Source organism: Rossellomorea aquimaris (assembly GCF_008180865.1).
In the GTDB taxonomy this organism is placed as follows: Bacteria; Bacillota; Bacilli; order Bacillales; family Bacillaceae_B; genus Rossellomorea; species Rossellomorea yichunensis.
On the sequence record NZ_VTEX01000002.1, the window covers coordinates 841648 to 861575 of the forward strand.

The 19928-nt window shown below is 43.2% G+C and carries 23 protein-coding genes; 6 read left to right on the plus strand and 17 right to left on the minus strand.

Translation table 11 applies throughout. The features are described 5' to 3' along the window. Positions 1 to 51: 51 nt before the first annotated feature. Positions 52 to 1158 (minus strand): acyltransferase, encoded by a 1107-nt coding sequence (locus FZC88_RS11750; RefSeq protein WP_148995005.1) that lies wholly within the window; start codon positions 1156 to 1158, stop codon positions 52 to 54. Between the two features lie 356 nt (positions 1159 to 1514). Beyond that, on the minus strand, positions 1515 to 1817 hold the full coding sequence (locus FZC88_RS11755; RefSeq protein ID WP_262371835.1) for a phospholipase: 303 nt from the start codon (positions 1815 to 1817) through the stop codon (positions 1515 to 1517). A 170-nt stretch (positions 1818 to 1987) separates the two neighbouring features. Between FZC88_RS11755 and FZC88_RS11760 the strand changes: the two genes are divergently transcribed. After that, the gene (locus FZC88_RS11760) at positions 1988 to 2491 is read left to right on the plus strand and encodes a peroxiredoxin family protein (protein WP_148995007.1); all 504 of its coding nucleotides are present in this window, start codon (positions 1988 to 1990) and stop codon (positions 2489 to 2491) included. 25 nt (positions 2492 to 2516) lie between these two features. Here the strand turns inward: FZC88_RS11760 and FZC88_RS11765 are convergent, their stop codons facing one another. Further along, positions 2517 to 3449, minus strand: coding sequence for a phosphotransferase (locus FZC88_RS11765; protein ID WP_148995008.1), 933 nt, complete (start codon positions 3447 to 3449; stop codon positions 2517 to 2519). A gap of 107 nt (positions 3450 to 3556) precedes the next feature. Here FZC88_RS11765 and FZC88_RS11770 point away from each other — a divergent pair, with 107 nt between their 5' ends. Together FZC88_RS11770 and aldA are read left to right on the plus strand one after the other, a co-directional pair. After that, a complete protein-coding gene (locus FZC88_RS11770) occupies positions 3557 to 4582 on the plus strand; it encodes an NADP-dependent oxidoreductase (protein ID WP_397541185.1) in 1026 nt (341 codons plus the stop codon). A 270-nt stretch (positions 4583 to 4852) separates the two neighbouring features. Then, positions 4853 to 6301 (plus strand): aldehyde dehydrogenase, encoded by a 1449-nt coding sequence (gene aldA, locus FZC88_RS11775; protein WP_148995009.1) that lies wholly within the window; start codon positions 4853 to 4855, stop codon positions 6299 to 6301. A 125-nt stretch (positions 6302 to 6426) separates the two neighbouring features. Here the strand turns inward: aldA and FZC88_RS24475 are convergent, their stop codons facing one another. The 3 genes from FZC88_RS24475 to FZC88_RS11785 form a co-directional block, all read right to left on the minus strand. Then, positions 6427 to 6549 carry a hypothetical protein gene (locus FZC88_RS24475; protein ID WP_262371836.1) on the minus strand — a complete coding sequence of 41 codons (123 nt, stop codon included), beginning with the start codon at positions 6547 to 6549 and terminating at the stop codon, positions 6427 to 6429. Further along, positions 6543 to 6776: a hypothetical protein gene (locus FZC88_RS11780; protein ID WP_148995010.1), complete on the minus strand. Its 234-nt coding sequence runs from the start codon at positions 6774 to 6776 to the stop codon at positions 6543 to 6545. Before FZC88_RS11780 ends, FZC88_RS24475 begins: the two co-directional genes overlap by 7 nt. Before the next feature lie 163 nt (positions 6777 to 6939). Further along, positions 6940 to 7356, minus strand: a complete 417-nt coding sequence (locus tag FZC88_RS11785; protein WP_148967353.1) for a GNAT family N-acetyltransferase — start codon at positions 7354 to 7356, stop codon at positions 6940 to 6942. Positions 7357 to 7488: 132 nt separating this feature from the next. Here FZC88_RS11785 and FZC88_RS11790 point away from each other — a divergent pair, with 132 nt between their 5' ends. Together FZC88_RS11790 and FZC88_RS11795 are read left to right on the plus strand one after the other, a co-directional pair. Beyond that, entirely contained in the window at positions 7489 to 8289 is an 801-nt protein-coding gene (locus FZC88_RS11790; RefSeq protein ID WP_148967352.1) for a VLRF1 family aeRF1-type release factor, read from the plus strand. 180 nt (positions 8290 to 8469) lie between these two features. Then, complete coding sequence (locus FZC88_RS11795; RefSeq protein ID WP_044339178.1) at positions 8470 to 8757, plus strand: hypothetical protein; 288 nt, start codon at positions 8470 to 8472, stop codon at positions 8755 to 8757. A gap of 182 nt (positions 8758 to 8939) precedes the next feature. Here FZC88_RS11795 and FZC88_RS11800 read toward each other — a convergent pair whose 3' ends face one another. Next, positions 8940 to 9743 carry an RDD family protein gene (locus FZC88_RS11800; protein WP_148995011.1) on the minus strand — a complete coding sequence of 268 codons (804 nt, stop codon included), beginning with the start codon at positions 9741 to 9743 and terminating at the stop codon, positions 8940 to 8942. A 104-nt stretch (positions 9744 to 9847) separates the two neighbouring features. Here FZC88_RS11800 and FZC88_RS11805 point away from each other — a divergent pair, with 104 nt between their 5' ends. Then, positions 9848 to 10807, plus strand: a complete 960-nt coding sequence (locus FZC88_RS11805) for a stage II sporulation protein M (RefSeq protein WP_148967350.1) — start codon at positions 9848 to 9850, stop codon at positions 10805 to 10807. Here the strand turns inward: FZC88_RS11805 and FZC88_RS11810 are convergent. The 10 genes from FZC88_RS11810 to FZC88_RS11855 form a co-directional block, all read right to left on the minus strand. After that, positions 10799 to 12157, minus strand: coding sequence for a DUF58 domain-containing protein (locus FZC88_RS11810; RefSeq protein WP_262371837.1), 1359 nt, complete (start codon positions 12155 to 12157; stop codon positions 10799 to 10801). The genes FZC88_RS11805 and FZC88_RS11810 overlap by 9 nt on opposite strands. Continuing rightward, positions 12108 to 13034, minus strand: a complete 927-nt coding sequence (locus FZC88_RS11815; RefSeq protein WP_148967349.1) for an AAA family ATPase — start codon at positions 13032 to 13034, stop codon at positions 12108 to 12110. The genes FZC88_RS11810 and FZC88_RS11815 overlap by 50 nt, the downstream gene beginning before the upstream one ends. After that, the gene (locus FZC88_RS11820) at positions 13031 to 14161 is read right to left on the minus strand and encodes a DUF4350 domain-containing protein (RefSeq protein ID WP_148995012.1); all 1131 of its coding nucleotides are present in this window, start codon (positions 14159 to 14161) and stop codon (positions 13031 to 13033) included. The genes FZC88_RS11815 and FZC88_RS11820 overlap by 4 nt, the downstream gene beginning before the upstream one ends. A 23-nt stretch (positions 14162 to 14184) precedes the next feature. After that, positions 14185 to 14829 (minus strand): DUF4129 domain-containing protein, encoded by a 645-nt coding sequence (locus FZC88_RS11825; RefSeq protein ID WP_148995013.1) that lies wholly within the window; start codon positions 14827 to 14829, stop codon positions 14185 to 14187. Between the two features lie 83 nt (positions 14830 to 14912). Beyond that, positions 14913 to 15842 carry a hypothetical protein gene (locus FZC88_RS11830; RefSeq protein WP_148967346.1) on the minus strand — a complete coding sequence of 310 codons (930 nt, stop codon included), beginning with the start codon at positions 15840 to 15842 and terminating at the stop codon, positions 14913 to 14915. Positions 15843 to 16096: 254 nt separating this feature from the next. Further along, the gene (locus tag FZC88_RS11835) at positions 16097 to 16729 is read right to left on the minus strand and encodes a response regulator transcription factor (RefSeq protein WP_148967345.1); all 633 of its coding nucleotides are present in this window, start codon (positions 16727 to 16729) and stop codon (positions 16097 to 16099) included. Continuing rightward, the gene (locus tag FZC88_RS11840) at positions 16722 to 17771 is read right to left on the minus strand and encodes a sensor histidine kinase (protein ID WP_148967344.1); all 1050 of its coding nucleotides are present in this window, start codon (positions 17769 to 17771) and stop codon (positions 16722 to 16724) included. The genes FZC88_RS11835 and FZC88_RS11840 overlap by 8 nt, the downstream gene beginning before the upstream one ends. Beyond that, a complete protein-coding gene (gene liaF / locus FZC88_RS11845) occupies positions 17768 to 18499 on the minus strand; it encodes a cell wall-active antibiotics response protein LiaF (RefSeq protein ID WP_148995014.1) in 732 nt (243 codons plus the stop codon). The genes FZC88_RS11840 and liaF overlap by 4 nt, the downstream gene beginning before the upstream one ends. Positions 18500 to 18726: 227 nt before the next feature. Next, entirely contained in the window at positions 18727 to 19380 is a 654-nt protein-coding gene (locus FZC88_RS11850) for a PspA/IM30 family protein (protein WP_148967342.1), read from the minus strand. Between the two features lie 15 nt (positions 19381 to 19395). Next, positions 19396 to 19740, minus strand: coding sequence for a lmo0954 family membrane protein (locus FZC88_RS11855; RefSeq protein ID WP_148967341.1), 345 nt, complete (start codon positions 19738 to 19740; stop codon positions 19396 to 19398). Positions 19741 to 19928: the final 188 nt, after the last annotated feature.

Below are 19928 nucleotides of genomic sequence, written 5' to 3' on the forward strand. Positions count from 1 at the left end.
TTTTTATGTTAAAAAAACCGAGCGATTTAATAATCAACTCGGTTTTTTCGTCTATGCTGTAGCTTCTTTTGATGAAACATTCCCAACACTTTCTTTGCTTGGTGTTTTTTTAATTTTTGGTACAGGAATGAAATAACTGCTAAATGGAACTTGCTGAATAAGTCGAATCAATCCTACACAAATTAATAATACGGCGACAAATATTATCGGCAGAAAAATCATATTCCATGTAGAAGCAGGCAAATATATTTTCATCAGGTGCAGAACAAAGGGATGAATCAGGTAAATCCCCATTGAATACTTTCCTAATAACGTCAGGGGCTTTTTCAAGACACTCCACTGAGAAAGTAAAGGATACATTCCAATAGTAGCAATGCTTAATAGTGGAATATTAATTAGATTACTTGGTCTTCTGTTAGTAAGATCTCCATTGATTGTATACTCTATAATTGCTCCTACTGTTATGAGAATTGATAAGGTTAACATCATCCAAGGAAAGTCAGTTACAAAATCTCTAATATCCTCCCAGAAGAAGGCCAATAGTCCACCGAATGAAAAATAGAAAATCCATAGCGGCATGAACGATTTACTTGCCATAAAGTTTCCGATAAACCCTTCTACTCCGGGATCAAAACCGATCATATTATAACTAATAAAAAATGAGATGACGGTTAAAATAATTAATCCCATTTTCGTTCTGAATACTTTTTGTAAGATAGGGAAAATAAAATAAAATTGAACGATAATAGCAATAAAATAGAGATGATAGAAGTGACCGCCTGTAAAGATCTTCACAAGTTCTGTCTTTATTGCTCCAATCTGTTGATTATCAAAATAATAGAGTAAGAAGCGATATGCTAAGCTCCATAATATCAATGGCATAATGATTTTTGATATCCTGGAAGTAACAAATTTATTAAAAGTATAGGTGTTTCTTTTTACTTGATAGAATAATAGAAATCCGGCAATCACAACAAATATAGGCGTTCCAAAACGTCCTACTTGATTTAAAAAGTATGAAAACCAATTAAACGTATTATCATTCATTGAGTAATAAGTAGCTGATACGTGAACTCCCAATACCGCTAAACAAGCAAATGCTCTTAAAAAATGTATTTCAAAAAGATATTTTTCCTTTTTTGTTGAAATGGATGACATGGTCTCTCCCCTTTCTTGCTGACAATATCATAGGTAATTGTAATAGAATCAGACATGAAAATCCCTAAACAAATTTAAAAAGGAACTTTGGTTCTATTTTCTTTTGGAATACTTTCATACCACAATACCTCTAAGGAATCCTTTGTAATCAGGATGAAATCTATTTAAATTAATATAGTTGTGCTTTATCATTTACTAAAATAAGAACAATGTCTTATAAGGTATACTAGCCATTTTTCAACAAATAGTGACAAATTTCAACATCAACTTACTTGAAGAAGAGGTAATAACTGGATTATAGACATTCCTAACTCCGAATAAAATAAGACCGCTTGAACAACCCAAGCGGTTAATAACTAAATCCATGACCCCCGGCACCGATGCCTCTGACACGTGACCCTCGTCTGCAATTTCATATATTGATACATAAAAAAAGCATGCCTCCCTTTTTGACTATGGTGGTTGATTTCATTTTTCAGCTTGTTCATGAACATCCGATCACACTGGCAGCTTGGACCGTATCGCTCATAGCAAAGGTCATGTGCCTTACATGCTGCGTCGACTGAATTGATGGGAGCACCGGGTCCGCTGCATCCTGGTCCGCACCACTTGTATTCCGGGAAAATACACAGATTTGGACCTGTCTTATTTCTTCTCATATTCATCCTCCTTTCTACTCACTCTGCACAATAGTACGTTTTGTTTCTCACATAAAGGGAAATACACTCCATGTAAGCAAAATAAATTACTATACTGTATGTATTTCAATCTGGTTAGGATTGTCCTAATGCCTATCTGACTGGAAAGAAAACAATAGGAGGAATGAATAATGGCAACTTTTCAATTAAATGATACGGTACCAAATTTCACGCTCCCGGCAGTTTCAGGTGAAACTTTCTCATTTGAGGACCATCAAAAAGAACATCAAAGCTGGCATCTCATCGTTTTCTTCAGAGGCTCATGGTGCCCGGTATGTCAGGAAGAACTTAGAGAGTTACAAGCAAATAAAGAGTACTTTGAAAAACATAATGTTCACTTGCTGACGATTTCCAGCGATAAACTCGAGAACTTGCAGGAGTTTGCGAACAAAGAAGATTTAACATTCCCGGTTTTAGCCGATGAAAATTTAGAGGCAATCAAAGCCTATGATGTGTTCTATCACGGTGAAGATGCCCCTTATGAGGATCACGGACAACATGGTGAACCGGCTTACTTCCTCGTCAATGAAAAAGGACAAACCATGTACCAGCAAAGACAAACGAGCCCATTCGGTCGTCCACATGCCAATGAACTGAGAAAAATCGTGAAGTATATCCAAAAAAACGTTAAATAATATTAGAAGAGGGACGGACCTTGTGTTACTCACCAAGGTCCGTCCCTCTTATTAATGCAAACTCTAAACTTTTCTGAGCTTCTGCAACCGTATGAGGCTGCTTTTCATGATAACCGTAAAGAAGCAGGACGACGTTGGTGTAGATGGCTTTGAACCGGGCATATTCCAACTCGACTTCCTCTACCTCTCCATATTCTTCAAAAAACAACTTCCGTCCCGCAGGATTGAGATAACTGTACACGAGGTTAAGATCAATGGCGCGATGACCAATATGAACGTCACCCCAATCCAGAATCCCTGATAAGATTCCATTCTCATTCACAACAATATTCTTAAAATGAAGGTCGCCATGAACCAGAGTGGTTTCTGATGGCAATGGCTCTTTTGGTACGTGCTGAAGGTAATCTTTTAACTTATCAACCTGGTGAAAAAGATTTAGTTCTTCGATTTCATGAATGTTTTTTTCCAAGGTCGATATTCGTTTTTTTACATCTAAACGATTCAATTCATCATGAGGTACTCCCCGTTTTACGGCCTCTGAAACATCCGTCAGATGAAGCTTCTTTAGAAACGACGCCATTTTAAGGGCTGACTTCCCTTCTCTAACCACCTCATGTGCCCGGGATGGAATCGTTCCTTCAACAAACCGGTAGCCTAGAAAAGGCCATTTGTATGGAGGAGATGAATCTCCAAAAAAGGTCGGAACCGGAATTCGGAGCCCGAGACTCTTTTCATCGAGCAGTGGCAAGAGCTTTCCTTCCGTTTCTAAAAGCTTCACGGCTATATCCCGTCTTGGAAACCGAAAGACCCAATCGTTGTTCACTTTCATTACCGTATTATCGAATCCATAGTCAATGATGTCTAATCTTGATGGATGAAGTTCCGGAAACTGATTTCCGATTAATAATCTTGCCTGGTCAATCGTGACCTCGACCTCCGCTTCCCAACTATTCGACACATTCACCCCGCCTTTCTCAAGTGTTATTCTTTGTAGAACCTAAACTCCATGTGATAAGTTTCAAGTAATCGGAAAATATATTCCAGCTTAAATTACGAGGAGGAATCATGATGTTACCCGAAATGCAGCAACAAATTCAATTAGTCGCCCGTCCTGAAGGAATGCCTGTAAAAGAGGATTTCCACTTCAAAGAGATTGAAGTTCCTAAACCATCCAAAGGGCAGGTATTAGTCAAAACTCTCTATCTTTCCGTGGATCCCTATATGCGAGGCAGAATGTCTGATGCCAAGTCGTATGTAGAACCATTCCAATTGAACGAAGCGTTGGCCGGCGGAGCGGTTGGTGAAATCGTCGAGTCAGAATCAGGACATTTCCAAAAAGGCGAATTCGTTGTAGGAATGCTGCCTTGGCAGGAGTATTCCCTTGCCGATGAGAAGCAGGTACGCTCCATCGATCCGAATGTCGCCCCTATCTCTACTCACCTTAGCATACTGGGAATGACTGGATTGACCGCTTACTTCGGACTCCTTGACATCGGTCAGCCGAAAGAAGGCGAAACCGTGGTTGTATCCGGTGCTGCAGGTGCAGTCGGCTCTGTTGTCGGACAAATTGCCAAAATCAAAGGAGCCCGTGTCGTCGGGATTGCAGGTTCGGATGAAAAAGTAAGCTACCTGACAGATACGCTTGGATTCGACGAAGGAATCAACTACAAAACAACGGACAACATCTATGCTTCGTTAAAAGAAGCGTGTCCAAACGGCATCGATGTGTATTTCGAAAACGTTGGTGGCGAAATTGGTGACGCTGCCCTTAGTTTACTAAATAAACATGCCCGCGTACCAGTTTGCGGAGCGATTTCTTCTTATAACAAAACAGATCGTGATCTGGGACCTCGCGTACAAACCAGATTAATCAAATCAAGCGCACTTATGAAAGGCTTTGTCGTCAACGACTACAATGACCGCTTCAAAGAAGGAGCAACCGAACTTGGCCAATGGCTTTCCCAAGAAAAACTCCAATACGAAGAAACCATCACAGAAGGCTTAGAAAACGTAACCGACGCCTTCCTCGGACTCTTCCAAGGCAAAAACATCGGCAAACAACTCGTCAAAATCGCAGAGCCAAGCAAGTAACCACTCTGAGGGACGGACCTCCATTTTCACTCAAATCCTATTAAATCAGCGTTTTGAATGAAGGATTGAGTGGATGAGGTCCGTCCCTCTAATCATTTTATTCCCAGAAGCGAACCCACAAACTTACTTAACCCCCTTTGTATTAAGGTCTCGGATTAATATATGAGTGGAACGAGGTCCGTCCCTCGCACATCCCCATGTTTATCCCTCCCCATTGAACGGGAAAAGTAGAAGATATGATAAGAAAGAGTTCTACAAGGAGGAGTAATCGTGAAGAAGTATCAGATGTATATTAATGGTGAGTTTGTGGATAGTACGTCGAAGGATACGTTGGACGTGATCAATCCTGCGAATGAGGAGACGATTTCATCCATTCAGATGGGGACGGAAGAGGATGTGAATCACGCGATTGATGCTGCCCATTCTGCTTTTCTTTCATGGGGGAAGGTTCCTTCCAAGGAACGTGCTTCCTATTTATATAAAATAGCCGATAAGCTGGAGGAACGGAAAGACCGATTTGTTCAGATGCTGACAGAAGAAAACGGGAAAACGTTGGATGCCTCTGAGGGTGAGCTCGATTTTGCCATCGAGTATTTCCGCTACATGGCTGGTTGGGCGTTAAGATATGAAGGTGAAATCCTTGAAAGTGAGCGCTCGAATGAAAACATCCTTGTTTACAAAAAGCCGATTGGTGTCGTAGCAGGGATCGTTCCGTGGAACTTCCCTATGTTCATCCTCGCCAGGAAAGTTGCCCCGGCGATTGTGACAGGCTGTACGATCGTGATGAAACCAAGTCAATACACGCCAAATACCGCATGTGAGTTTGCTAAGATCATAGACGAGGTCGGGCTGCCAAAAGGAGTCTTCAACCTTGTAACGGGGAAAGGCTCCGATATCGGAAACCCGATGTCCAGTCACCCTAAAGTACGAATGGTATCCATGACGGGAAGCTACCCGGCTGGTTCAAAAGTGATGGAGGCAGCATCGAAGTCCATTACAAAAGTAAACCTGGAGCTGGGCGGTAAGGCTCCTGCCATCATCACCAAGCATGCAAATATTGATCTTGCCGTTGAAAAGATCAAAACATCCCGAATCACCAACTCCGGGCAGGCATGTACGAACGCCGAACGAGTATATGTCCACGAGGATGTAGCAGAGGAATTCATCAGCAAAATGACCGAAGCGATGAAAAACACGACAGTCGGAGATCCGACAAACCGGGATAACGACATCGGACCTCTTGTGAATAAAGATCGACTTGAAACCGTAACTGAAATGGTCAATACAGCCGTTGAAAACGGAGCAAAAATCCTTACCGGCGGGAAACCGCTCAATATGGATAAAGGGTTCTACTACGAGCCTACCATTCTCGTAGATGTAAAACAGGATATGGAGATTATCCAGGAAGAGATCTTTGGACCGGTCCTCCCAATTATGACCTACAAGGATTTTGATGAAGTCATCGAGCTTGCCAACGATACCGAATATGGTCTTTCTTCATCGATCTTCAGTGAAAATCTTCATGAGATCATGAGAGCCGCTAATGAACTTCGATACGGCGAAACCTTCGTCAATCGTGAAAACTTCGAAGCCATCAATGGTTTCCACGCCGGCCGCGGTCAATCCGGAATCGGTGGAGCAGATGGAAAACACGGACTTAACGAATACCTGGAAACTCATGTTGTTTACCTTGAGTACGATGAAAACTATAAAGGATAATACCTAAAGAAAAGCCTGCCCGCTTTCATCCTAAAAGCGGGCAGGCTTTTTCAGTGGAGAGTTTCGCCCAACAAAAAAAGTCCTGCTAAACAGTCAGGACTTTTCTAAACGAGCACATGATTAGATTAGGCCAGGATAAAGAAATTTGCTAAAGCGAGTAATAATAGAATAATAGCAACTCCGGAACTCATCCAAAGAATATCGTTAAAATCCATTTTCAAATCGGCTAATTTATCCTTGTTTAGCAACGTACTTCACTCCCTTGAAGATTTTCAATAAATCCGATGACTTTAAAAATTGAAACGTCCAATTTAGGATCTGTAGATGTTGAACAATGAGAGCACTCGATTTGATTGACATTCATCGGTGAACGGAATTCATTCTCACAATGTGTGCACTCCAGTATATGTAAATCCCTTTTCTTACCCTTGCGATCAAATTGAATGCGCTCTCTACCCTGGTTAATATAGCTCACATTATTCTCTCCCGTCGTGTGTTATTTAGTACATATTTACCCGATGGAAAGAACATAAAACATGATTTATCTGATTTCTTTAAGAAAATGGGCTTCAAAAGCATATTGGAGTTTTTATAAAAGAAACCTCCAATCGAAAAAAGCAAACAGCCCTCGCTGTTTGCTACAATCGTTTCTCCATAAAATACTGACTCTGTCCCTTAGGAAAATCTTTAAGGACCCCAAATTCCTTATACCCTAATTTTTTATAAAAATGAGGGGCCTGAAAGCTGAATGTATCTAATATAACGAGATGGCATCCCTTCTCCCTGGCGTACTCTTCTATCAGGTGAATCAGTTTGGAGCCGTACCCCCCATGCCGATAGTCATCTGCCACCCACAGAAAATCAATATGGAGATGATGCCAGAACATTTCTCCGACCACTCCGCCAACAATTTCATCTTCATCGTTTCTCATAACAAAACTGATTTGCTCCAGGGGCGTCTTAGTCTGCTCATCTACTTGTGACATATTGTATTCGATTAATTTCTTACGTATGTAATCACTATCTTCCTGGACCCACTGCTTCTCTATATTCATTGGTTCTCCTCCCTTCCCACCTATTTTTTCCTATTAAAGTCCTTTCGTCAATTCCCTTTTTTTACAAAATAATGTTTAAGAGGGGTCTCTACCGTTTATATGAAAAGTAAGCATTCTATAAGGAGGAGTTACATGTCTTTCAAAAAAACACTGAGCGTATTGGAAAACTTGTACTTACAAAAACCTGATAAATTATTGACTGTATACTTGAATACGGACCGCAGCGACCACGATCAGCAGGGTGGTGAATGGAAGATTGCCCTCAAAAACGGATTCAACCGCCTGGAAGAATACCTGGAAAGTGCTCCTGAGGAAAAAGAAAGGCTTCAATCGATCCGTCCGAAAGTAGAAAACTATGTATATAGTTTAGAACGTGAACTGCCAAGAAGCTTTATTATCTTCGCTTCTGCCGATAGTGGCATTTGGGAGACCTTCGAGCTTCAAATACCGGTTGAAACCAATTTTTATTGGGAGGAGAACCCTCACCTGGATCAATTGAAATCCTTGCATAAAGAATATCCATACACGGGATTGGTGCTGCTTCAGCAAAATCAAATCAAAATCCTCACCTCCGCCTTTGGAGAGATTCAGTCCAGCGAATTTATGGAATTCGATTTGGAAACAGATGACTGGCGAAAGCATGAAGGCCCCCACCACTCAGACGCCAGCATGGGAAGCGGCGGCGGAAAAGCCAATCAGCAGGAAGAATTCGAAAACCGTCTTAAAGCCAATCAACAACGCTGGTGGAAAAGCCTCGGCAGCATCCTGGACAAAAAGGCCGCTGATGAGGCGTGGGAACGGATCGTCCTCGTTGGCGACAAAGAGGAGGCCGCTGTGCTGGAAGACAGCATGAATAAAGAGATTCATGAAACGATCGGCAAAAACCTGCTGAATGAAAATGAGCATAAGGTTGTTGAGAAGTTATTGGCTTGAATGTTTTATAAGCCACCGTCTTGGAGGAGACGGTGGCTTTTTATGTTGGTTATCTGCCAGTCTACTTATATCGCAATACCCGCACACGACAACCACCGCTCACCCCACAAAAAACAATTCCCTAAAAACAAGCACACGCTCCTCACATAGTCATACACTGAGATAAGGAGGTGTGTGTCCGTGCTATCACGAATTAAATGGTTATCCTTTTCTATCGAATTGTTTTTGGCGGTTCCGATCTTTGGCAATATTGCAGGTGATGCGATTCCTTTTCTCCTGTGTTTAGTGGCCCTGTGGCATGCGAGCGTATTGTATATTTCAAGGTCAGAAGATCAACCGATCCTTGGAAGTGCCCTCGGTATCCTTGCTTCCTTCTTAAACTTTTTCCCGGTCATCCGATTGATTGCCCATGCAATCACTGCAATTGTACTTATTTTTGAAATCCAGAAGGCTCCCGGGATGGAGTAAGTTGCCAAAACAAAGGATGATTCTCAGCAAAGAGAATCATCCTTTTCAGTTTGACCGTTACATTTTTTCACACGCACTTCCTTCAAAACCTTCTGCATGGAACCCCCGGGACAAGCCACTCTCCCTTCTTGGATTATGATCACATATAAAACAGCAAAGCCCTCTCCAGACTTTGCTGCTTCCTACAATTCAAATTCCCATTCTTCCCTTAATGCCAGGTATAAAAGGAGAAGGGTATCCTCAAGCTCCTCATACGTTTTATCCTGCACATCTAATCCCAGTTTAGGACAGAGGATAAAGGCAAGCTTCTTGGTTAATTGGTTTCGTTCTGAAAGGGGGAGCTGAACGAATCGGTTGCTGTACGTTTTGACCAGCTGCCATTCTTTCGCACCGAGCTGCTTTAATTCCCACGCTTCCACCGTTATATCCTCTTTCCTCAAGCCACGGCGGCGGATTTCCTTCTCTATGGCTTTTTCTTTTCGTTTTCCTTTGACGCGTCGCTCATGAACAACGATGGTTCCGGCAACGAGATCCCCCACCCTCTTATGCTTAGAATGAAGGAAGATCATGACCATACCAATGAAATAGGAGACGGGAAGCATGTCGATGATTCTTAATAGATTGCGAATGAAGCAGGATAGGAGAGTGACGCTGTGTCCGTTTTCCTGCATCACCCGGATCCCCAGCAATCGCTTTCCGATCGTCTTTCCACCCCAGAAGTATTCTAAAGCAAAGAAATATCCCCAGTTGAGAAAAAAGATGGCGATGATGGCGATCCCCCATAGTGTCGAGTTGATTTCCATCATACTAAATAGGCCATCATTCCCCGATGTCGCAAAAAACAGGAACACAACGATCAGGATGTTTACGATTGTTAACAATAGCTGGTCGATCATAAGGGCTGCTGCCCGGCTGCCTAAGCCTGCAGGTTGGAATTGCAGGGAAACATATTCGGGGGTTTTAATATCGACTTGTTCTTCATGCAATACAATCCCCTCCTTATGGATGAATTTACCTTTAATGGTTTCTATTTTTTTCTAAACTTACTATAATAAGAGATAAGAAATCAAAAGAACAAGTAGGTGTCACAATGAACGTGAAGCAATTTGTCAAACAGCACCGGGACGACTGGAAGCAGTTAGAAGATCTCCTCGGAACTCTTCGCAAAAGGAAGAACACAACGGGCCCTGCCATTGATCGATTCAATCGTCTTTATCAAAAGGCTGCTCAGAATCTTTCCTACAGCCAGACTTATTTTCCCGGTGAAGAAGTGACCGATTATTTGAACGGTCTCGTATCAAAGTCTCACAATCTATTATATAAAGACCAAATCTCCAGTGGAAAACAAATTAGACATTTTTTCTCCACGACGTTTATCGGATTACTGCTTGAACAGTGGAAGTTCGTTGTCACAGCGATGATATTATTTACAATCGGTGCACTCGGAGCCTTCATTTCTGTCGTGAATGACCCTCTTCACCTTTATTCCATTCTTCCAGCTGAGATGTCTCAAGGGGTGGACCCTTCTAATCTCGGCAAAAGTGACGGACAAGTGGATTCTTCCCTTATGTCGGCTGCCATCATGACCAATAACATCAAAGTCGCCTTCCTGGCCTTTGCCGGCGGTGTGACATTTGGCCTTTTGACGGTCTATATGCTTGTGTACAACGGTATCATTGTAGGTGCCCTGGCCGCTGTCTTCTGGCACCAGGGAATGAGCTATGAATTCTGGGCTTACATCGTCCCCCACGGCATGATCGAGCTTACAGCCATCTTTATTGCAGGCGGTGCAGGACTCTTGATGGGCTATAAGCTCTTTGTACCTGGACGTTTCACACGAGGCTACCAATTAAAGCAGCAAGCGAAACGATCCGTCCAGCTGCTCCTCGGGACGGTGCCCCTGTTTGTGATCGCCGGGATCATCGAAGGCTTCATTACGCCTGCTGCCATACCTCTACTCGCAAAATATATGGTTGCCTTTATAACGGTTATCGGTCTGATTCTCTATATGACGATCGGAAAGCTTCGGCTAAAGGCGAGCTTACAGTAACCCCCGGTTCATCATATCGATATAGTAAGAAACAGCCGTTGCCGCCAGTTTCTCTTCACGGGCCTCCACCATCATGAGGCCCTGTTTTTCCCACTTGGCTTTCTCCTTTTTCTTCACGAGCATCTGTTTCTGAGCCATGCTCTTCATCATCGCCTGCTGAGAATCGACAGGCTCTGTCTTGATCCGTTTGACCAACGTTTCATCTTCTATCCCAATCGTTAAAAAGAGATGTTGTTTCCGCAGGCGCTGTAAGTAAAACAGGGCGCTTTCTTCATGAAGAAAGGTGTGTACGTCACTAAATAATAAAAGCAGACTCCGCTTTTTCTGAACCGTTTGAACATAGTGTAGGACGCCGGCATAATTTGATTCGGCTGCGTCCACTTCCAAATGATAGATACGATGAAGAATCGTTTGCAGATGTGCCATCCCTTTTGCCGGAGGGATATATACCTTTACATCTTTACTGAAAGCAAGGACTGTCACATAGTCTCCGTTTTGAAGGGCCGCTGCCGCCACGGTCAGGGCCGCCTCCAGGGATTTCTCCAACCGGTTTCCTTTTTTCAGTTCCGCTCCCATCATCCTTCCGCAATCAATGAGGATCGTAATGTACTTACCATGCTCAGGTTCATATTCATTGGTCATCACTTCCCTGAGCTTTGCGGTTTGACGCCAGTTGATCTTTCTCGGATCGTCCCCGAGTACATAATTTCTAATCTTGGAGAATTCCCCGGCACCGCTTTGCTGCTTACGGATTTTCACCCCTTCATATAGTAGGAACTGCTGAGCACTTTCCAATACTTTTTTCGTTTCGGTGAGATCCGGAATGACTTTCACCACATCATGGAGCTCCATTGTTTTTTGTTTTTCCCATAAACCGAGGGAGCTTCGATAACGAAGATACAGCCTGGTAAGTTCATAGTCTCCTCTTACGGGTGTTACAACATCATAAGTAAGGGTCCCTGCTGAATCCTGTTCAAGCTTCCCTTCTAAGGGAAGGGATGTTTGAAAACTTTGAGGGGTACCATCCAGGATCCGAAACTCCATGCCACGGGATGATCTGTTTATAATTTTCAGATCGACGACATAATCCAGACCCCTTTCCATTTGATCCGGAATATGGCGCTTGACGTCTATTTCCTTTTTGGATGGTGACAGAGTCAGGTCAATGAGACTCACGACGATAAATAATCCGTTCAATACGAAAATGAGCGTCCATGACAGACCAATAAACGTTCCTGCAAGAAGGATGACGGAAAATAATAGATTCGAGATCAACAACTTTCGCGTCGGCAATATCCCCTTATCTTGGAACAGGAATCGACCCAACAAGCTCTTGGATGACTTGGTCAATGGCCACTCCCTCCAATTCTACGTGCGGGGATAGCTGGATGCGGTGTCTTAGGGCAGGTCTTGCCACAATCTTGATATCATCTGGTGTGACATAGTCACGCCCTGACAGATAAGCCCATGCCCGTCCCGCTTTTCCGATCGAAATCGCCGCCCTTGTACTTGCCCCGAAGCGGATCGATTCCGTTTCACGGGTTTTTCTCACAATCTGCATAATATAGTCGAGTACCGCGTCACTAAGTGTGACATCACCGATTTCTCTTCTGATAGAAAGGAAGGTTTCCATGTCGAGAACGGCCCCGACACTCTCCGCATAATGATTCTCGATCACTTGTTTCAATACGTTTTTCTCTTCTTCAAAGGAAGGAAAATCGATGTCCAGCTTAAACAGGAAGCGGTCCTGCTGGGCCTCAGGCAAGGGATAGGTTCCCTCGAATTCAATCGGATTCTGTGTAGCTACCACGAAAAACACCTCTTCAAGAGGATACGTTGCCCCTTGGATCGTCACCTGCTTTTCCTCCATGGCTTCGAGCAGGGCCGCCTGGGTTTTCGCCGGAGTCCGGTTGATCTCATCGGCCAATAGTACATTGGTGAAAATCGGCCCTTTGATCGTTTGGAAGCTGCTATCCTTCATATTGTAAATCGTACTACCCGTGATATCACTCGGTAACAGATCCGGTGTGAATTGAATCCGGTTGAAACTTCCCCCGAGTAACTGGGAAAGGGTCTTGACCATCTGTGTCTTCCCTGTTCCCGGGACTCCCTCTATCAATACATGCCCTCCTGCCAGAATGGAAGACAACAAGAGTTTAAGATTCGTACTTTGACCTACAATTCGCTCTTCATATTTCTCCATTAAGGATGTGATTTCTGGTTTCAACGATCCTCCACCTCTTTCCTGAATAGTTCTATTTTTTTCGACCATTGTACGAATTCCTGTTTACTGATGCGTTCTTTCTCTAATACAGCCCTTATTCCAGATAAAACCGAATCGATTTCTTTTTTAGAAACGGTAGTTAACCTCCGTTCTAAAGGTTCGTTCAATTCCGACCATTCCTTACTCGTCGGAATCCCCCAACGTTCCTGGAACAGAACTCTGACGTAATCGGCTTGAATCACTAAAGATTCTTTGTATTGGCGCCCTTTTAAGTACCAGGCTGAAAGCGCCTTGATTCGTTCATCACTGAATCGGACCGTCTCTTCCCTCGGTGTGAGAGTACCACCAAAACGTTTCCCCCGCATCCAGAGCCAAAGGATGGTGAGGATCAGCAATTGAAGGATTAAAAGCAACAGCCACTGGGGATAAAGACTGGTAAGGCTTGCCTCACTCTCTCCCCCGTGAAGGTATTCATCTACCAGGATCGTTTTCCGAGCAGCAAGACCGCTTTCTAATAGAGTTAGAACCAGCTGAAGATGATCACTATCAAGAATATTCCCGTTCATCATCCATCCCGGTGAAGTAGAGACAATCAATTGACCTTTACCTATAGGAGAGCTATAGGCAATCGTTCCCTCCCGATCATCCAATAGAACGGTATCTTCATCCGACGTTTCTAACCTTACGCCTGATAATAGATCTGTTTGATATGTATTCCCTTTTTGATCACGTATAAGAGGATTATCGAGCCCTTCCCCTAATAAGACCGTCTTCGTGTCAAACATCCCTTTTGGATTATCCTTTAAAAGAAGAATCGTATTCCCTGCTTTCATGAAATTCTCGTAAGCTTCCATTTCTTCTTGTTCAGGGATTGAGAACGGTTCTATCATAATCAGTAATCGATCCGATTCAGTCGCCGGCAGCTTGTCAGGTGAAAAAGACCAGCGTTGTATAGAAGCACCTTCGTTTTCCAAATAGGTATAAAGGGCTTTTATTCCAGAAGGAGAGGGAGACTCGGAAACATAGGCTGGATACTCCTTTGGCTTTTCAGGAGAAAGAAATACACCGATGATGATAAATAAGCTTAGAAGTGTGGCGAGCCAGACCCACGCCTTTATATTTGTTTTCAATTCTCGATTCTACCTCCTTTCTCTTATGCGTAAGGCTGTGAATCCGTTTCATGTTCCAACCAGCTTAGAGCTTCCTGTTTATAGGGGAGATACTCTTCTTTCTCCACTTCCCGCTCACCATAGGCCACTTCATCAAACAGAAGGGCCAGCCTGTAGAATCGCTCTGCCCAATCCTGATTCACTTTACGCAGTTCATCATAATACTCCCAATTTGTTTTCCAGACCTTTGCTTCGAGATAGTCTCTTTCATGAAAGTATAAAAGGAGGGCCAGGAACATATGGCGGGTTGCTTTCGAATAGTCTTCAAGCCCCTCTTGTTTATAAGCTTCTTCTAAATGTCTAGCATAGGACCACTCCATCTCATTCATGGATTGAAGTGGTTTATTCGAACGAAATTTCCGTTTTCGGACTCCGTTTCTAATGGCGAAGAATGCAGCAACGAGGAGAATGGCCACTACAATGACAATCAACGTGATAAGGATGCCCGATGCTACCCCGCCAGTCGGTTCAAGAGAAGGGAATAGTTTTTCAAGCTGTTCTGAAAGCCATTCCTTTGCCTTCCCCCACCATTTGGCAAGCAGTCCCTGAGTCTCATCATGATAGGCCTTATATTCCTCCCCGTCCAAGATTTCTTCTAATTGATCCCTTGCTCTGTTTTCTATCAACACTTTCTTCACCTAGCTTTCAGATCAAAAGCCCGGAAGCATGAGACTTCCGGAACCTGACTGGATACTTCAATTGTTCAAGGAAACTATTGGATTGTGTTATAATCATCGATCATTTCATTTAAATCATCAGCGTCATGTCTCGTTCTAAGATCAAGGAACATAACCCCGAAACCAACGGCGAACAGCATCGACGTGAATAAAGACACAACGTTTACTATCATGCCGTACAGGACACTATTCCCTAATACCAACCCAAACGTTAGTTCGAAGGCTGAGCTTACGATTCCAACGATCAAGCCGAATACAATGAATAATAACAGAAGGATCCATCCACGCTTCTTCGTCAGCCTCCAGCTCCTGCCGAGACCAGGTGCGTCATTTTCTATGGCTGCCGCTCCAAAATAAAAGCTCCAACGTGTTAAGAAGTAAGCTACAGCAACCGCGAATGCAAGCAACAGGACAACCCCGGCGACCACAATCCCGACGCCCGGCTCCAGAAGTGCAGCACCGAATACTCCGGCAAAACCAATTGTAATAATCGGAACAAATACGATACCGAATACAATCACTCCAAATAGGAGACTACTTCCGATAATCGGCCAAAAACGGGAGAATGCTTCCTTTATCACAAGCTTCACCGTAAATTCTTCATTTTTTCTCATATGATTAAGGGCAAATAAAATCGCCGCTTGAGCGATTGGAGCCAGGATTATACTGATAAGTCCAATAAGACCTGTACCAAGCTCCGCTGCCAGATTTACTTCTGGACCCCCTTCGTCCGTAAATTCACCTGAAAAGCTGTTGACAATCCCATCGAACCAGGTTTCCCCGGTACCGACAGTCCTAAAGAAGCTAACCCCTGCTGCCAGTTCAATGAGTGCCTGCAGTAAATAAACTGGCCCTAATAAAATAAGGAAAATAAGAAAAAAGTCTTTAAATCGGTTCTTGCTTAATCGAAATGTGTGGTCCAGTATTTCACCGAACCCTTTAGGCTTACTAAATTTTGCGTTCACGTAATATCCCCCTACAGGTTATTTTTCAATATTTGACAATATATCGCTTATTCTACCATTATTCCTCCTTCCGTTGATGAAAGATTTGTATTTTTTCACTCTTGTTACCAAAATGCACCAATCCTTATTAGATATATATTTCACGTTGGGATTCTCATGCTTGTCATTTTTGGGTAGGAAGATTCGTTTACTTTCATCTTTCTATACGAAAAAGTGACCCAAAAAGTTTTCTTTTTGGGTCACTTTTTATCTTTTTATTTAGCTAAATCATGTTTAAAAGCATAAATCACAGCCTGGGTCCGGTCCTGGACCCCGAGCTTGGAGAGGATATTGCTCACGTGTGTTTTCACAGTTTTCAGGGCGATGAATAATTCATCGGCAATTTCCTGGTTCGTTTTCCCTTGTGTCATCAGGAGAAGGATTTCCAGTTCGCGATTGGTGAGCTCTTCATGAGGATGAGAAACGGTCTTTTGTCTCATGCGCGTCATCATTTTCCCAGTGACTTCAGGTTCAAGAATCGATTGGCCGTTGTACGTCTTACGTACCGCTTCGGCAATTTCACTTGCTTTCGACGTTTTCAGCATATAACTGACCGCACCGGCTTCCAGGGCTGGATACACCTTATCATCATCCAGGAAACTTGTGACGATGATGATCTTTGCGTCCGGCCACTCTTTAATGATCTCCTTAGTCGCCTGGATGCCATCCATTTCTTTCATCACAAGATCCATGAGAATAATATCAGGCCTCAGCTCGAGGGCAAGCTGGACGCCTTCTTTCCCATCCGACGCTTCCCCGACGACATCAATATCCGCCTGAGCCGATAGATAAGAAGAAACCCCGATCCTTACCATTTCATGATCATCTACAAATACCACTTTAATCATTTTTTTCACCTTCATTCTCCACAACGGGAACCTTCACTTCCAAGCGTGTCCCCTTATTCGGTACACTGATGATTTTAAACGTACCACCGATTTCAATGGCCCGCTCCCTCATATTCTGTAGCCCATAGGAGCTTGTGACCTTCGATTCGTTCACATCAAAGCCCTGACCATCATCCACTACCCGTAAAATAATGATGGATTCTCTTTTGATCAATCGAATATCCAAGGAACTCGCCTTCGCATGTCGCAAGGTGTTTGATACCGACTCCTGCAGAATTCTGAAGAGATGATCTTCGATTCCTTTATCAAGACTCATGTCTTCTATTTTCCACTCGATATCCAGGGGTACCTTCTGAGCTAATTCGACCAGCAGCTCCTTCATTCCTTCTTGAAGATTCTTTCCTTTTAACGCAACGGGGCGAAGATGAAGGAGGAGAGCCCTCATTTCAAGCTGAGACTGATGAATCATCTGCTCCACCATACCAAGCTGCTTTTCTTCATGAGGCGTTCGTCCAGGTGATGGTGTTTCCGTGATGGCTGACATCAGCATGGATGCTGCAAATAGTTGCTGACTGACCGAATCATGTAATTCCCTCGCCAAACGGTTCCGCTCCTGGGAAACGATTTCCTGGATTCTCTTTTCCTGCTCCTCTGCCTTTTCATTGGCAAGCTTTTGGGAATATCGCGCTTGATCCGTTAGATGCCTCCCTAACGCATCGACCTTTTTCCAAACCTGCTGCACTTCTGAGGTTGCCGTTTCAGGGAATGTGATCGTGCGGCCCTGTTCCACATTCATCAGGGCATCTTCAATCTCCCTTAACTGCCGTTTATCCTTCAACCCTGTCCGGATGCCGAACACGATTCCGATAAGGATGCTTACAACGAGGATAAACCCTGCTCCCGGTATATCCATAATCTCTACTTCCCATAAAAGGGACCAATCCTCCAAGGGATACAAATAAAAATATGACAGCGATAAAAAGATCACCATCCCAAGGGAAAAAAGAATGCCTGCAACAATCTGCTTACTGACTGTGCTCATATTCTCTTCACCTCTAAATCCCCGATCCACATCGAGGTGACAATCTTCACACGCTGGACAGCCGTATCATACCCTGGAGTTTGATAATAAAGGGACTGATTGATCGCTTTCGGCTCCACTTCTTCAAAAACCTCAATCGAACCGGCAAGTACCGAGTGATGAACACTCACTTCCACATCATACGGGATCAATACTTCAATATTGCCTAAAATATTTCGAATCGAAACGACGGACGTCCCTTTAGGAAGCACGGTATTTCCAATATCGATGACCGAGTCTCCGATCACACCCTGGATGTTGATATCATTCCATTCATATACGTCTTCAGGAGTCCGTTTCGGCCCGAACCATTCGTTTTGAAGAGCGGACTTTTTCATGACCAGTGGTTCACTTGTGTGGGTGAACGTTTCCTTAATCGTCGGATTGATGTATTTAGGATGTTTCTTTGAATCAGCAAAACGGACAATGATAAATAGAAGGATGGCAAACAATAAAAATTTAAATGCTACGGTATTAAAGATATTGACTGCTAAGCTGATGATCCCAAACCACAGCAGGATCTTTCCAAGAGTACTCGGAAGCTTCTTTCTTCCAATATAGATACAGAAGGCCGCAATCGAGAGAAAGACGAGAACCCCCCCATCGTAGAATGATACTTCCAGCAGTATTAAAAGGGTTCCTATTAAAATGATCCAGCTGATCCCATCTGAGCGTAAACGATTGAACAAGGGGGTTCCTCCTTTCTGGTTATGTATTTATATAAATGAAGATTTTCGACAAGAAGTTCATATACCGGGATTCAGGATCAAAAAGTTCTTAATGCGGATCATATTTTCTGATTCAGGTGCATAAAACCCGTATCCGGATTATATATGATGATAAAACGGGGTGAACCCATTTGGGCTCCCCCTTTTTTATCGTTACTATTCGTTTTCATAGATTAGAATACCATGTTTTATGAAGGAATGGCTTCCGTTTCCTCTTTTTTCACTTCTTTTTCTAATTTAGCGATCTTTGCGTCGATCGTATTTCGATAATAAGACGAGTTCACACCATGCTCTAAATGATCTAAGTATGTTTCAATTTCATCGAATTTAGAGAACGCCTGGTTGTTATAACCGGAAGAAGATTCAAGCACAGAATTCACCTTGTTATGGGCACGGGCGATATTCTCTCTTCCCATCAGCTCCATCCGCTTGATGTACATATCCTTCAGCTTGTGCTTCATCTCCTCATATTTTCTTTCAAGCTCTTCAAGCTCTTTCGTTGCTTTCACCTTTGAATCCTGGATGCGCACGGCGCGCTCTTCATAGTATTTTTGTTCCTGCAGGGCAAATTCATACAGACCTTCTTCATTTGCCTTCGATGCAACCTCAGCCTGGTATTTTCGTTTGTCGGCTAAAGCAGAAGCCTGCTGATACTCTTTTTGGAATTCTTCTTTTAATAGATATTGTCTTTCAACAAGCTTACTTACTTTTTCTACTTCCTGCTCACACTGTCTTAAATAATGATTCAACACGGCTATTGGATTTTTCTTTTCCTTTTTATCTAATGCTTCGTGCAGGTCGGACATGACTGTATTTTTAATTCGTTGAAATAAGTTTGCCATAGTGTATTCTCTCCTTTAGTTTTTTAATTGTGACCATTCTCGTTCAAAATTAGTGAATGGATCCGATGATTTTTCTTCTATAATGACTTCTTCTTTTTTCCAGTTCTTGTAGATCACATACAGAACGTATAGAGCAACCAATCCGATGATCGCCGGGAAGTTGGATATCGAAGCACTGAATGCCGCAAGACCGATCAGTGCCCATAAGATCTTCTTCATTGTGGAATCTGTTTTCACAAATCCTTTAAAGCTGTAATACATGATCACTAACGAGATGGCGAGCCCTACGATCGGTCCCAAATTGGCAAGCAGGACAATGGCTGCAATCCCTCCTGCTAAAAGCAATCCAAATTTCTTCATATGTTGTTGCCTCCTTTCTTCTTCATGTCTCTATCCTATCTATTTTCAGGGTTTCCCATAACGAGCCTGAGCTTTATTTTCGTATCAGACTTGAGGCTTAGGGGTGGTAGGACTTGTCGTTTTTTTGATGTTTTGGCGGAGGGGTCGCGAAGTTTGTCCTTTTTTGTAGAACGGTCGATATAGTGAAA